This is a genomic window from Streptomyces sp. SJL17-4, from assembly GCF_036826855.1.
Classification (GTDB): Bacteria; Actinomycetota; Actinomycetes; order Streptomycetales; family Streptomycetaceae; genus Streptomyces.
The window spans coordinates 979,140-992,533 of sequence record NZ_CP104578.1 but is presented as its reverse complement, the minus strand read 5'-3'; the positions used below and the strand labels follow the sequence as shown (position 1 = coordinate 992,533).

General features: G+C 72.8%; 11 protein-coding genes. 6 read left to right on the top strand and 5 right to left on the bottom strand.

The window, feature by feature from the left end; translation table 11 throughout:
• Positions 1-122: 122 nt before the first annotated feature.
• Positions 123-2,162 carry a beta-galactosidase gene (locus N5875_RS04265; RefSeq protein WP_338491932.1) on the bottom strand — a complete coding sequence of 680 codons (2,040 nt, stop codon included), beginning with the start codon at positions 2,160-2,162 and terminating at the stop codon, positions 123-125.
• 209 nt (positions 2,163-2,371) lie between these two features.
• Here N5875_RS04265 and N5875_RS04260 point away from each other — a divergent pair, with 209 nt between their 5' ends.
• The 5 genes from N5875_RS04260 (at position 2,372) to N5875_RS04240 (ending at position 7,932) form a co-directional block, all read left to right on the top strand.
• Positions 2,372-3,688, top strand: a complete 1,317-nt coding sequence (locus tag N5875_RS04260; RefSeq protein ID WP_318209296.1) for an extracellular solute-binding protein — start codon at positions 2,372-2,374, stop codon at positions 3,686-3,688.
• Positions 3,685-4,617 carry a sugar ABC transporter permease gene (locus N5875_RS04255; protein WP_318209295.1) on the top strand — a complete coding sequence of 311 codons (933 nt, stop codon included), beginning with the start codon at positions 3,685-3,687 and terminating at the stop codon, positions 4,615-4,617. Before N5875_RS04260 ends, N5875_RS04255 begins: the two co-directional genes overlap by 4 nt.
• Complete coding sequence (locus N5875_RS04250; RefSeq protein ID WP_318209294.1) at positions 4,614-5,528, top strand: carbohydrate ABC transporter permease; 915 nt, start codon at positions 4,614-4,616, stop codon at positions 5,526-5,528. The genes N5875_RS04255 and N5875_RS04250 overlap by 4 nt, the downstream gene beginning before the upstream one ends.
• 29 nt (positions 5,529-5,557) lie before the next feature.
• Positions 5,558-6,583 (top strand): LacI family DNA-binding transcriptional regulator, encoded by a 1,026-nt coding sequence (locus tag N5875_RS04245; RefSeq protein ID WP_338491930.1) that lies wholly within the window; start codon positions 5,558-5,560, stop codon positions 6,581-6,583.
• Between the two features lie 311 nt (positions 6,584-6,894).
• On the top strand, positions 6,895-7,932 hold the full coding sequence (locus N5875_RS04240; RefSeq protein WP_338491927.1) for a LacI family DNA-binding transcriptional regulator: 1,038 nt from the start codon (positions 6,895-6,897) through the stop codon (positions 7,930-7,932).
• A 67-nt stretch (positions 7,933-7,999) separates the two neighbouring features.
• Here the strand turns inward: N5875_RS04240 and xylA are convergent, their stop codons facing one another.
• Positions 8,000-9,169: a xylose isomerase gene (gene xylA / locus N5875_RS04235; RefSeq protein ID WP_318209291.1), complete on the bottom strand. Its 1,170-nt coding sequence runs from the start codon at positions 9,167-9,169 to the stop codon at positions 8,000-8,002.
• 137 nt (positions 9,170-9,306) lie between these two features.
• On the opposite strand from xylA, the gene N5875_RS04230 reads away from it, so the two are divergent.
• Entirely contained in the window at positions 9,307-10,971 is a 1,665-nt protein-coding gene (locus N5875_RS04230) for an FGGY family carbohydrate kinase (protein WP_338491924.1), read from the top strand.
• On the opposite strand, the gene N5875_RS04225 is transcribed toward N5875_RS04230, so the two are convergent.
• The 3 genes from N5875_RS04225 to N5875_RS04215 all read right to left on the bottom strand — a co-directional run bounded on the left by N5875_RS04225 (position 10,885) and on the right by N5875_RS04215 (position 13,318).
• Entirely contained in the window at positions 10,885-11,490 is a 606-nt protein-coding gene (locus tag N5875_RS04225) for a DUF1349 domain-containing protein (RefSeq protein ID WP_338491922.1), read from the bottom strand. The genes N5875_RS04230 and N5875_RS04225 overlap by 87 nt on opposite strands.
• Before the next feature lie 290 nt (positions 11,491-11,780).
• Positions 11,781-12,728, bottom strand: a complete 948-nt coding sequence (locus N5875_RS04220) for a ketopantoate reductase family protein (RefSeq protein ID WP_338491919.1) — start codon at positions 12,726-12,728, stop codon at positions 11,781-11,783.
• Positions 12,725-13,318 carry a helix-turn-helix domain-containing protein gene (locus N5875_RS04215; RefSeq protein ID WP_338491917.1) on the bottom strand — a complete coding sequence of 198 codons (594 nt, stop codon included), beginning with the start codon at positions 13,316-13,318 and terminating at the stop codon, positions 12,725-12,727. Before N5875_RS04215 ends, N5875_RS04220 begins: the two co-directional genes overlap by 4 nt.
• Positions 13,319-13,394: the final 76 nt, after the last annotated feature.

Here is a 13,394-nt window from a genome sequence, read left to right as displayed (position 1 = left end):
CCAAACGGGTGGTGCCGGTGGTGCGGGTGGTGCGGCTCACCCGGGGGCGGCGCAGCGGGGCGCTGCCGCCCCCGGGGAGATCCGGGGCCCCCGGTGGCAGGCCGGGGGAGTGGGTGGTGCGGTCAGGCGTCGAGGCGTACGACCCTGACGCCGCCGGCCGGGACGGTGAGCTTGCCGTCGACAGGGATCCCGGCCCCGGCCGAGGCGTCGCCGAGCAGTTCGGTCCCGGAGCCGTCGAGCGGCACCTCGACGTCCTCGGCGGAGTGGTTCAGGGCGAAGACGTACTCCCCGCCCTCCCCGGCACGCCGCACGACCTCCACGTCACGAGGCAGGCCGGGGCGCGCCGCGACTCCCGCGTCCTCGCACGCGGCGGCCACGATCGCGTCGAGCGAGGCCGCGTCCAGCCGGGTGGAGACGTACCAGGCGGTGCCCCGCCCGAGCCGGTGCCGGGTCACCGCGGGCCCGCCCGCGGCCGGCCCGTCGGCGTACGTCCACACGGTCTCGGCGCCGCGCGGCCGGACGAACTCGGTCCACACGTCGCCGGTGAGCGAGCCGCCGTCCGGTCCGGTGATCCGTACGCGCTGGTCGTCCAGGAGCGGAGACCACTCGTCCACGGTGAGTCCGAGGACGTCCCGCAGGGCGCCCGGGTAGGCGCCGGGGTGGACGGCGTCGTGCTCGTCGACGATCCCGGAGAAGTACGAGACGACGAGCGTCCCGCCGTTCTCGACGTACTCGCGGAGGTTCTGCCCGGCGGCCTCGGTCATCAGGTAGAGCGCGGGGACGACGACCAGCGGGTGGGCGGAGAGGTCGGCCTCGGGGTGGGCGAAGTCGACGGTGAGGTGCCGGTCGTAGAGGGTCTCGTAGAAGCTGTCGGCGCGCTCGCGGGCGTCGTGGGCGGCGTTCGGCCGCCACTCCAGGTTCTGGGCCCACCAGGAGTGCCAGTCCCAGAGCATGGCGACGTCCGGGACGGTCCGGGTGCCGCGTACCTCCTCCAGGGCCTCCAGGCCGGCGCCGAGGGCGACGACCTCGCGCCAGATCCGGGTGTCGGTGCCGCCGTGCGGGACCATCGCCGAGTGGAACTTCTCGGCGCCGCGCCGGGACTGGCGCCACTGGAAGAACATGGCGCCCTCGGAGCCGCGGGCGACATGGGCGAGGGAGTTGCGGCCCATCTCGCCGGGGCGCTTGGCCGGGTTGCGGGCCTGCCAGTTCACGCCCGACGTGGAGTGCTCCAGGAGCAGCCAGGGCGCGCCGCCGGCGACGGAGCGGGTGAGGTCGGCGGTCATGGCCAGGTTGACGTGGGTGCGGCGGCCGTCGGTCATCAGATAGTGGTCGTTGGTGACGAGGTCGACCTCGCGGCCCCAGGCCCAGTAGTCGATGGAGTCGCACTGGCTGAGCGCGGTCATGAAGTTGGTGGTGACGGGGATGCCGGGCGCGAGCTCGTGCAGGATGTCCCGTTCCGTCCGGAAGTTCTCCCGGATGGTGGCGTCGGCGAAGCGCCGGTAGTCGAGCTGCTGGGCCGGGTTGCCGACGGTCGGGGTGACCCGGGGCGGGTCGATCTCCTCGTACGAGCCGTAGCGCTGTCCCCAGAAGGCGGTGCCCCAGGCCTCGTTCACGGCCTCCACCGAGCCGTACGTGTCGTCGAGCCAGCGGCGGAAATGGGCGGCGCAGTTGTCGCAGTAGCAGGCGCTGACCGGGACGCCGTACTCGTTGTGGACGTGCCAGAGCGCGAGCGCCGGGTGGCTGCCGTAGCGGCGGGCCAGCTCGGTGGTGATGCCCGCGGCGGCCGTGCGATAGGCGGTGGAACTGTGGCAGATCGCCCCGCGTGAGCCGTACGAGAAGCGCGTGCCCTCGGCGGTGACGGGCAGTGCCTCGGGGTGCGCCCGGTAGAACCAGGCGGGCGGCGCCACGGTCGGTGTGCCCAGGTCGACGCGGACGCCGTGCTCGTGGAGCAGGTCGAGGAGCCGGTCGAGCCAGCCGAAGTCGTACCGGCCCGGCTCCGGTTCGAGCAGGGCCCAGGAGAAGATCCCGACGCTCACCATGGTGACGCCGGCCTCCCGCATGAGCCGGACGTCCTCCTGCCAGACGCTTTCCGGCCACTGTTCGGGGTTGTAGTCCCCGCCGAACGCGAGCCGGTGCAGGCCCTTGGGAGTGGTCTGCGGCATGAGTCTCTCCTGAAACCTCGAACGATGAAAGCTCTGGATCACTGTGAACGTGCACACGGTCGATCTCGATGTGGCAACGCAACATAACCGCACACGAACAACCATTGACAAGTGTCCGGAACGTTTCTCTACTGTGAACGCTCACAGATGCATGACCGGCCTTTCCGCTCTGGGGAGAGGCCCCTTTTTCGGTCAGGGAGAAGCACCCCATGCCTCACATCACGCGCCGCAGCCTCGCCGCCGCCACCGCCGTCCTCCTCGGCGCCACCGCGCTCACCGCCTGTGGATCCTCCGACTCCGGCGACGAGGCGGCGGCGTCCGGCCCCGTCTCGCTGACCTACTGGGCCTGGGCGCCCGGCATGGACAAGGTCGTGGCCCTCTGGAACGCCGAACACCCCGACATCAAGGTCACGGTGCAGAAGCAGGCCTCCGGCGACGACCTCGTCACCAAGATCATCACCGCCGCCAAGGCACACAAGGCCCCCGACCTCGTCCAGGCCGAGTACCAGGCCCTGCCGACCCTGGTCTCCAACGACGCCCTCGCCGACATCGCCTCCGATGTCCCGGGCGTCAAGGACAAGTTCGCGCCCGGCATCTGGCAGCAGACCACCTTCGGCGGCGACGGCGTGTACGCCCTTCCGCAGGACTCCGGACCGCTGATGTTCTTCTACCGCCAGGACCTCTTCAAGAAGTACGGCCTCTCCGTCCCCACCACCTGGGACGAGTTCGCCGCCACCGCCCGCGACCTCAAGAAGAAGGCCCCGAAGCAGTCGCTGACCACCTTCTCCGCCAACGACTCCGGCCTCTTCGCCGGACTCGCCCAGCAGGCCGGCGCCAAGTGGTGGACCTTCGAGGGCGACACCTGGAAGGTCGGCATCGACGACGCCGCCACCAAGAAGGTCTCCGACTTCTGGGGCGGCCTGGTCGCCGAGGGCGCCATCGACAACCAGCCGATGTACACCCCCTCCTGGAACAAGGCCATGAACACCGGCGAGCAGCTCGCCTGGGTCTCCGCCGTCTGGGCCCCCGGCACCCTGACCACCGCCGCCCCCGACACCAAGGGCAAGTGGGCCATGGCCCCCCTCCCGCAGTGGACCGAGGGCGGCTCCTCCACCGGCAGCTGGGGCGGCTCCTCCACCGCCGTCACCACCGACTCCAAGCACAAGAAGGCCGCCGCCCAGTTCGCCACCTGGCTGAACACCGACCCGGTCGCCCTCGCCGCCCTCGTCAAGGAGAGCGGCATCTACCCGGCCGCCACCGCCGCCCAGACCAGCGGCGCCCTCTCCAAGGCCCCCGACTACTTCGCCAACCAGCCCGACTTCTACACCCGCGCCGCCGAGATAGCGAAGACCACCGCGCCGGCCGCCTGGGGCCCCAACGTCAACGTGGCCTACACCGTCTTCAAGGACGAGTTCGGCAAGGCCGCCAAGGCCAAGACCTCGGCCGCCTTCGGCACCGCCCTCTCCGCCGTACAGTCCGCCACCGTCGCGGACCTGGAGAAGCAGGGCTTCGAGGTCGCCAAGTGACGCAGCCCCCCAAGGGCGCGCGCCGGTCGTACGGGGTCAAGGCGGCCCCGTACGGCTTCCTCCTCCCCGCCGCCGTCCTCTTCGTCCTCTTCTTCGCCCTGCCCATCGGCTACGCCGTGTGGCTCAGCTTCCACAAGGTCGAGATCAAGGGTCTCGGCCTCGGCAAGGGCGCCAAGTCCGAGGTCTGGGCCGGCCTGGAGAACTACACCTCGGCCCTCACCGACTCCGAACTCGCCGCCAGCGCCCTGCGCGTCCTGGGCTACGGCGCCATCGTCGTCCCCGTCATGCTCGGCCTCGCCCTCTTCTTCGCGCTCCTGCTCGACTCCGAGCGCGTCCGGGCCCGCTCCTTCGCCCGGCTCGCGATCTTCCTGCCGTACGCCGTCCCCGGCGTCATCGCGGCCGTGCTCTGGGGCTTCCTCTACCTCCCGGACGTCAGCCCCTTCCACTTCCTCCTCGACAAGTTCGGCCTGCCGCAGCCCGACCTCATGGACGGCGGACCGCTCTACCTCGCGATGTCGAACATCGCCGTCTGGGGCGGCACCGGCTTCAACATGATCGTCATCTACACCGCGCTGCGCTCCCTGCCCGGCGAGGTGTACGAGGCGGCCAAGCTCGACGGCTGCTCGGAGCTCCAGATCGCGCTCCGCATCAAGATCCCGATGGTCGTGCCCTCCCTGGTACTCACCTTCTTCTTCTCGATCATCGCCACCCTCCAGGTCTTCAACGAGCCCATGACGCTCAAGCCGCTCACCAACGGCATCCCCTCCACCTGGAGCCCCCTCATGAAGGTCTACAGCGACGCGTTCACCGGCGGGAACATCTACGCCGCCTCGGCCACCGCCGTGGTCCTCGCCCTCGCCACCTTCGCGCTCTCCTTCGCCCTGCTCAGGATCTCCAACCGCCGCACCACGCAAGGAGCCGTCCGATGACCGGGCTCGCCTCCCCTCCGCTGCGCAAGGCAGCCCCGGCAGCCGGCAGCACCCCCGGCGTCCCCCAGGCCCCTCCGCGCCCCCGCCGCACCGCGCTGCTCCCCACGGCGGCCCTGGTCCTCGGCGCGCTCTACTGCCTGCTGCCCGTCGCCTGGGTCGTGGTCGCCGCCACCAAGCCCGACGACGAACTCTTCTCCACCTTCACGTTCCTGCCCGGCGGCGGCCTCGCCGACAACGTCGGCGACCTCACCGCGTACCGCGAGGGCATCTACTGGCGCTGGATGCTCAACTCCGTGTTCTACGCGGGCCTCGGCGCCGTCCTGTCCACCGTGGTCTCCGCGCTGGCCGGCTACGCCCTCGCGATCTACCGCTTCCGCGGCCGCGAGGCCTTCTTCAACGTGATGCTCACCGGCGTCCTCATGCCCCCGGTCATCCTCGCCATCCCGCAGTACCTGCTGATGGCCGAGGCCGACCTGACGGACACCTACGCCTCGGTGCTGCTGCCGCTGATCCTCTCCCCGTACGGCGTCTACCTCGGCCGCATCTACGCCGAGGCCGCCATCCCGATGGAGCTGGTCGAGGCCGGCCGCATGGACGGCGCGGGCGAGTGGCGGCTCTTCGTACGGATCGCCGTCCCCATGATGTCCCCGGGCCTGGTGACGATCTTCCTCTTCCAGTTCGTCGCCATCTGGAACAACTTCCTGCTGCCCTTCATCATGCTCGGCGACGACGAGAAGTTCCCCATGACCGTCGGCCTGTTCACCCTCCTCAAGCAGGGCGCCTCCCAACCCTCCCTCTACACCCTGGTGATCACCGGCGCGCTCCTCGCCATCGCCCCGCTCATCGCCCTGTTCCTCGTCATCCAGCGCTTCTGGAGCCTCGACCTGCTGTCCGGCGCCGTAAAGTCCTGAGCACAGGGGATCGAGGGGAAACACACAGCATGAGCACAGCAGCGAGCAGGCGCCGCCCGGCGACCATCCACGACGTGGCCCGCGAGGCCGGGGTCTCGCGCGGCACCGTCTCCCGTGTCCTCAACGGCGGCCACTACGTCAGCCCGACGGCCAAGGCCGCCGTGGACGCCGCGATCCGCAGAACGGGCTACGTCGTCAACCGGCACGCCCGCTCACTGATCACCGGCAAGTCCGACTCGGTCGCCTTCCTCCTGACCGAACCCCAGGAGCGGTTCTTCGAGGACCCCAACTTCAACGTGCTGCTCCGCGCCTGCACCCAGGCGCTCGCGGCCCAGGACATCCCGCTCCTCCTGATGATCGCGGGCACCGAGGACGAACGGCGCCGCAACCTCCGCTACATCGAGGCCGGCCACGTCGACGGCGTCCTCCTCGTCTCCAGCCACTCCGGCGACCCCGTGGTGGCCCGGCTGCACGAGGCCGGCGTCCCCGTCGTCGCCTGCGGCAAGCCGCTCGGCCAGACCGCCAGGATCGGCTACGTCGCCGCCGACGACCGCGACGGCGCCCGCGACATGGTCCGCCACCTGTACGCCTCCGGACGGCGCCGGATCGCCACCGTCACCGGCCCGCTCGACACCCCCGGCGGGGTCGAGCGCCTCGCCGGATACCGCGAGACACTCGCCGAGTTCGGGCTGCCCGCCGACGAGACGCTGATCGCCACCGGGGACTACAGCCGGGCCAGCGGCGAGGAAGCGGCCCGCGCCCTCCTGGAGCGCGCCCCGGACATCGACGCCGTCTTCGTCGCCTCCGACCTGATGGCGCAGGGCGTCCTCGACGCCCTCGCCCGTGCGGGCCGGAAGGTCCCCGAGGACATCGCCGTGGGCGGCTTCGACGACTCCCCGGCGGCCCTGTCCTCCCGCCCCTCGCTGACCACCATCCGCCAGCCCTGGGACCGGATCAGCACCGAGATGGTACGGACGCTGCTCGCCCGGATAGCGGGCGAGGACCCGGCGACGGTGATCCTGCCGACGCAGCTGGTCCGGAGGGAATCGGCCTAGAGTCCACCCCTGGAGTCCACCCCCGGGGAGCGGCCGCACCTGACAGGTGCGGCCGCTCCCTCGTCGTATCAGCCGCCGGCCGGACGCGACGTCACCCCAGACGTCACCCCAGACGTCGACACAGACGTCGCCACAGACGTCGCCACCGACGTCGCCAGGACATGCCGCCATGCGCCCGCTGCCCGAGGTCATCCACCTCGCGTGAGGGGCGTCGGCCGACGGCCCGCCTCAGCGCGGCCGCATAGGATGAAAACCGGGGCGGGACCTCGCCCGGACGGGGCGGCAGGGGCGGGACAAACCAGGTGGGACGGATGACGGACACCGCGCGGACGGTCGGGAACGTCGGCATCAAGGACGTGGCGCGCGAGGCGGGAGTCTCCGTCGGCACCGTCTCGAACGTGATCAACCAGCCGGACCGGGTCTCGCCCGCGACGCTCGAACACGTACGGCGGGTCATCGCCCGCCTCGGCTACGTGCGCAGCGAGTCCGCCCGCCAGCTGCGGGCCGGCCGCAGCCGGATCATGGCGCTGCTCGTCCTCGACATGGGCAACCCCTTCTTCGTCGACATCGCCCGGGGCGCCGAACGCACCGCACGGGCTGCCGGTCTGGGCGTCATGGTCTGCAACAGCGACCAGAGCGCTCGGAACGAGGCCGACTACCTCTCCCTCTTCGCCGAGCAGCGCGTCCGGGGCGTCCTCGTCACCCCCGCCGACCCCAGCGGCGCGAACCTGGGCGAGTTCCGCCGCCACGGCATCGCGTCCGTGCTCGTCGACCGGGTGGCGGGCGACGACGCCGGCTGCTCGGTCTCCGTCGACGACGTCGTCGGCGGCTCGCTGGCGATCCGGCACCTCACCGCGACGGGACACCGCTCCTTCGCGTACGTCAGCGGCCCGTCCCACCTCCGGCAGATCCGTGACCGGCGCGAGGGCGCGCTGCTCGCCCTCGCCGAGGCCGGACTGCCCGCCTCGGCGCTCCGCGAACTCCCCGCCGAGCGCCTCGACGTGGCCTCGGGGCGCGACGCGGGCGCCCGACTGCTCGGCCTCGCCGACCGCCCGACGGCCGTCTTCTGCGCCAACGACCTGCTGGCCCTCGGCGTGCTCCAGTCCCTGTACGCGGCGGGCGTCCGGGTCCCGGAGGACATGGCCATCGTCGGCTACGACGACATCGAGTTCGCGGCGGCCGCGACCGTACCCCTGACGTCGGTACGTCAGCCGGCGCTGACGCTCGGCGCCAAGGCCGCCGAGCTGCTCCTGGACGAGACCGGCGAGCGGGCGGCCGACCACCGGCACGAACACGTGGTGCTCCAGCCGGAACTGGTCGTCCGCCGCTCGACACTCGCCGGGCACTGACCTCCCCGGGCGCTCGCCTCCCCGGGCACTGGCCTCCCCGGGCGCCGACCTCCCAGCGGCGCGGGCGTCAGCGGACGCCGAGCAGGTGCTCCAGGGCCAGCTGGTCGAGGTGTTCGAAGGCCATCGAGCGGGCCGCCGCCGCGTCCGGGTCGAAGGTCTCGTACGCCGTGGGGTCGGCGAGCAGCGCCGCGAGGCCGTCGGCGGCCGTGGGGACGGCGAGGTCGGGCAGCCGGGAGGCGGCCAGCGCCTGCTGGACGTCCGGGTCGGCGCGGAAGGCGGCCGCGCGCTCCTTGAGGATCAGGTAGTTGCGCATGCAGTTCTTCGCGGACTCCCAGACGCCGTCGAAGCCGTCCGTGCGCACCGGCTTGAAGTCGAAGTGGCGCGGGCCCTCGTAACCGGCCGTCTCCAGCAGGTCCACCAGCCAGAACGCCTGGCGAAGATCGCCCGCACCGAAGCGGAAGTCCTGGTCGTACTTGATGCCGGACTGGCCGTTCAGGTCGATGTGGAAGAGCTTGCCCGCCCAGAGCGCCTGGGCGATGCCGTGCGGGAAGTTGAGTCCGGCCATCTGCTCGTGGCCCGTCTCCGGGTTCACGCCGACGAGTTCGGGGCGCTCCAGGCGCTCGATGAAGGCCAGGGCGTGCCCGATGGTGGGCAGCAGGATGTCGCCGCGCGGCTCGTTCGGCTTGGGCTCGATGGCGAAGCGCAGGTCGTAGCCCTGCTCGGTGACGTACTGGCCGAGCAGGTCGAAGGCCTCCTTCATCCGGTCGAGCGCGACCCGGACGTCCTTCGCCGCGCCGGACTCGGCGCCCTCCCGGCCGCCCCAGGCGACGTACGTGGTGGCGCCGAGTTCGACGGCCAGGTCGATGTTGCGGAGGGTCTTGCGCAGGGCGAAGCGGCGTACGTCCCGGTCGTTGGCGGTGAACCCGCCGTCCTTGAAGACGGGGTGGGTGAAGAGGTTCGTGGTGGCCATCGGCACCGCGAGTCCCGTGCGGTCGAGCGCGGCCCGGAAGCGCTTGACGATCGCGTCGCGCTCGGCGTCCGGTGTACCGAAGGGGATCAGGTCGTCGTCGTGGAAGGTGACGCCGTACGCGCCCAGCGCGGCGAGCCGCTCGACCGACTCGACCGGGTCGAGGGCCGGGCGGGTGGCCTCGCCGAACGGGTCGCGGCCCTGCCAGCCGACGGTCCACAGGCCGAAGGTGAAGCGGTCCTCGGGGGTGGGGGCGAAGAGCTCCGGCATGGTGTGTCCTTCTCTTGCTCTCGGGATTTGTTTTCTGAGATAACTAATACGGGATGGACACACCGGGCGCCAGCCCCAGCCGCGAATCGGCTCCCATGGCGACCTACGGTGACCCACTACAGGGAAGAGGTGAGGACGTGCCCACGAGGCGCTCCGTCGTGATCGGCGTGGACAGCTCCACGCAGTCCACCAAGGCCGTGGCCGTCGACGCCGACACCGGCGAACTCCTCGCCGTCGGCCGCGCCCCGCACACCGTCACCGGCTCCGCCGGCGCGCGCGAGAGCGACCCCGAGGAGTGGTGGACCGCACTCGTCACGGCCGTCCGCGCGGCGGTGCGGGACGCGGGCGTCCCGGCCGGAGCCGTCACCGGCATCGCCGTCGCCGGACAGCAGCACGGTCTCGTCACCCTCGGTGCCGACGGACGCCCGCTGCGCCCCGCGCTGCTCTGGAACGACACCCGCTCCGCCCCGCAGGCCGCCGCCCTCGCCACCCGCCTCGGCGGCCCCGGCGCCTGGCTGGAACGCACGGGTTCCGTGCCCGTCGCGTCCATGACCGCCGCGAAGTGGCAGTGGCTGCGCGAGCACGAACCACGACGTGCGGAGGCCGTCACGGGGGTGCGCCTCCCGCACGACCACCTCACGGAGCGCCTCACCGGAATCGCGGTGACCGACCCGGGGGACGCTTCGGGGACGTGCTGGTACGGGAGGGGTGCGGGCGCTCAGGGCGGGGGCGTGAAGGGAGCCGAGGGCGAGGTCACTGGTACGGACGACTCGGGTGCGTACGACCCCGGTGCGTACGACCCCGAGATCCTGGACCTCATCGGTCTCGACCCGGCCCTGCTGCCCACCGTCGCACCCGGCGGCGCCAGCCGCGTGGGCACCCTGACCGCGGCCGCCGCCGAGGCCCTCGGGCTGCCCCGTACCGTCGTCGTCGCCGCCGGTACCGGCGACAACATGGCCGCCGCGGTCGGCCTCGGCCTCGGCGGTGCGGGCCTCCTCGACCACCCGGTCGTCAGCCTCGGCACCTCCGGCACGGTCTTCGCCGCGACCCGCGCCCGCCCGGCGGACCCGGGCCTCGCGGGATTCGCCGCCACCGACGGGACGTACCTCCCGCTGGGCTGCACCCTCAACTGCACGCTCGCCGTGGACCGGTTCGCCGCGCTCCTGGGCCTGGACCGGGAGGACGTGTCGCCGGGCGGGAGCGGTGGGAGCGGCGGAGGCGGAGGCGGTGGAGTCGTCGTGCTGCCGTACCTCGACGGCGAACGCACCCCAGACCTGCCGCACGCCGCCGGGCTCGTCACCGGCCTGCGGCACGGCACGGACCCGCGGTCGATCCTCGGCGCGGCCTACGAGGGCGCGGCCTTCACGGTGCTGCGCGCCCTCGACCACCTGCTCGCCGCCTGTGGCCTCGACCCGGCCGCCCCCGACGTACGGGACCGGCCGCTGCGCCTCATCGGGGGCGGGGCGCGTGGCCGGGCCTGGACCGAGACCGTCCGCAGACTCTCCGGCCGCCCGCTGGTCGTCCCGGCCGCCGACGAACTCGTGGCCCTGGGCGCCGCGGCCCTCGCGGCGGGCGCGGTGACCGGCGCGGACCCGGTGGCCCTGACGACGGCCTGGGGCACGGGAGCGGGCGAGATCCTGCCCGCGGTCGGTCGTGACGAGGAGACCTGGAACCGCATCGCGGGGGTCCTGTCGGCCGCGACGCCGACGTTGCTGTCACCGACCGTCGAAGAGGTGGGCCAGGGTCGTCGGGGTGAGGCGGATGTCGTCGAAGTCGACGCGGCAGCCCGCGCCGACGGGTGACTGGACCTCGATGCCGGCCCGTACGGGGCCGGGGCCGTCCAGGGCGAACTGCCGTACCAGGCGCCAGAACGCGCCGTCGTCCGAGACGTGGAAGGCGAAGCCCCGCCCGATCCGGCTGATGCGCAGCCACAGCGCGTCTCCCGCGACCGGGCCCGCGAGCGCGTCGTCGGACCGGCCGCGGGTCACGACGGAGTAGACGCTGGGAGTTCCGTCGGGCGCCTGCTCGAAGTTGAGCTTGGCCCAGTGGTCGTCGTCGGAGCGGATGAAGAGGGCCCCCGCGTCCCACGCCGACCGGAAGTCGACGCGAAGGCGGGCCGAGAGCTGCCAGTCGCCGTCCGGCGGCGTGGTCAGGGCCACGGCGGCGTCACGCCGGGCCGCCGCCCCGCCGACCGGGTCAGTGAAGGCGTCCGAGTGCGGGGCGGCCGTGACGGTGAGGACGCCGTCGGCGCGGGACCAGGCGGCGGGGGCGGTCAGCCAGGCGAGGCCGAGGGGGAGCGAGGTGTCGACGTTCACGTTCATGACGTCATGATCGTGAGCGGACCGGGAGCGTGCCAGGGGCTTCGCCGAGGATCCAAGAAGTGGCACAAGAGTCCAACTCGGAGCCTCCTCCGGGGAGCGGGCTCCGCGAACCGCCGCCTGCGATACCCCTGTTGCGGCCGCGCCCCGTCCGGCCGGTTGTCGGCCAGGACGCCCGATGCCCGGCTCCAGCCCTCGACGCCCGGCCGACTGACCTGTCGGCGGCCACACCGATGCCCGATGCCCGACTCCCGCCCCCGCCGTCCCGCCCCCCGGCCGCCCCGCTCCTCCCCTCAGGCCCCGCCGTCCGCCCCCGCCGTGACGCGCCGCTGGTGCACCCGCAGGTGCAGGGTCGCCAGGTCCAGGAGCGGGGTGGGGACGCCCAAGGCACGCGCGCGGGTGGTGAGGTCGCCGAAGAGGTGCTCGACCTCGGTCGGGCGCCCCGCCGCCAGGTCGCGGTAGAGGGACGGCACCATCGGCGAACCCGGCGCGGCCACCACGGCGAGCGTCGTCGCCCGCTCCGCCTCCGGTACGGGGTGCCCGGCCGCGGCGGCGACCGAGGACGCCTCGTCGAGCAGCGCCGGGGCCAGGGCGGGACCTCCCGGCGCGTCGTACACCTCGCCGACCGTGCCCCGCATCAGGCTCGTCACGGCGCCGAAGGTCGTGATGAACACCCACTTGTGCCACATCGCCGTGACCGCGTGCTCCGGCTTCGGCGAGGCGATGCCCGCCTCTTCGAGCACCGCGCGGAACTTCGCCGCGCGCGCGGAGTCCGTGCCGTCCTGCTCGCCGAGTGTCAGATGGGCCAGCGGGGCGAGCCGCCGGATGTCACCCGTCTCGTCGAGCGTGGTGACCACCTTGGCCACGCCGGCGAGGACGGCCGAGGTCCCGAAGCGGGCGTTGAGGGCGTCGAGGTGGGCGAGACCGTTGAGGAGCGGCACGATCGCCGTCTCCGGTCCGATGGCCGGAACGATGTCCTCGATCGCCGCCTCGAGGCCGGTGGACTTCACCGACAGCAGGACGAGGTCGTACGGGGAGCCGAGCGCGTCCAGCGTGTCGGCCGTCACGAGGCGGGGCGTGAGGACCCACTCCTCGTCCCGGCCCACCACCCGCAGCCCGCGCTCGCGCAGCGCCGCCGCCCGGGCCGGGCGGACCAGGAAGGTGACGTCCTGTCCGGCGCGGGCGAGCAGGGCGCCGAAGTAGCCACCGGTGGCACCGGCGCCGACGACCAGGATCTTCATCGTTGTGGACCTCTCGTGGGGCGCCCCGAGGGCGCGGTGGTGAGCGGGGGGCGGAGCAGGGGCTGGAGCAGGGGCTGGAGCAGCCGGTGCGGCCGGGCGAGCGCGGCCGTCACCGGGTCGTCGTCCGGGGCCGGAGGGGCGAGCCCCGGGCCGGGGGCGACCACGACGTCGGCTACGGGTACGGCCGTGCCGCAGCCCGTACAGCGTCCGTCCGCGTCGAGCGGGGCACCGTCCTCAGCGTGCAGGAAGACGCGGCGGGGGCCGCCGTCCGCCGCGTGGAACTCCTCGCCCCAGGCGGTGAGCGCGCGGACCGCGGGCCAGAGGGCGACGCCTTTGGGCGTGAGCCCGTACACCTCGCGGCGGCCCGTTCCCGGTTCGGGGCGGCGCTCCAGGACGCCCGCCCCGGTGAGGGTGGTGAGCCGGTCGGTGAGCACGGCCCGGGGCACGCCCAGGTGCGCGGCGAACTCCCCGAACCTGCGGACCCCGTGGAAGGCGTCGCGCAGGATCAGCAGCGTCCAGCGCTCGCCGACGATCTCCATGGAGCGGGCGAGGGCGCAGGTCTGGCCGCGGTAGTCACGCGGAAGCGTCATGGTCATGACCCTAGTACAGAAGAGTTCGGTGACTGAACTGTTTGAGGCGGGCGAGCGGGCGGGCGGGCGGTGCGGC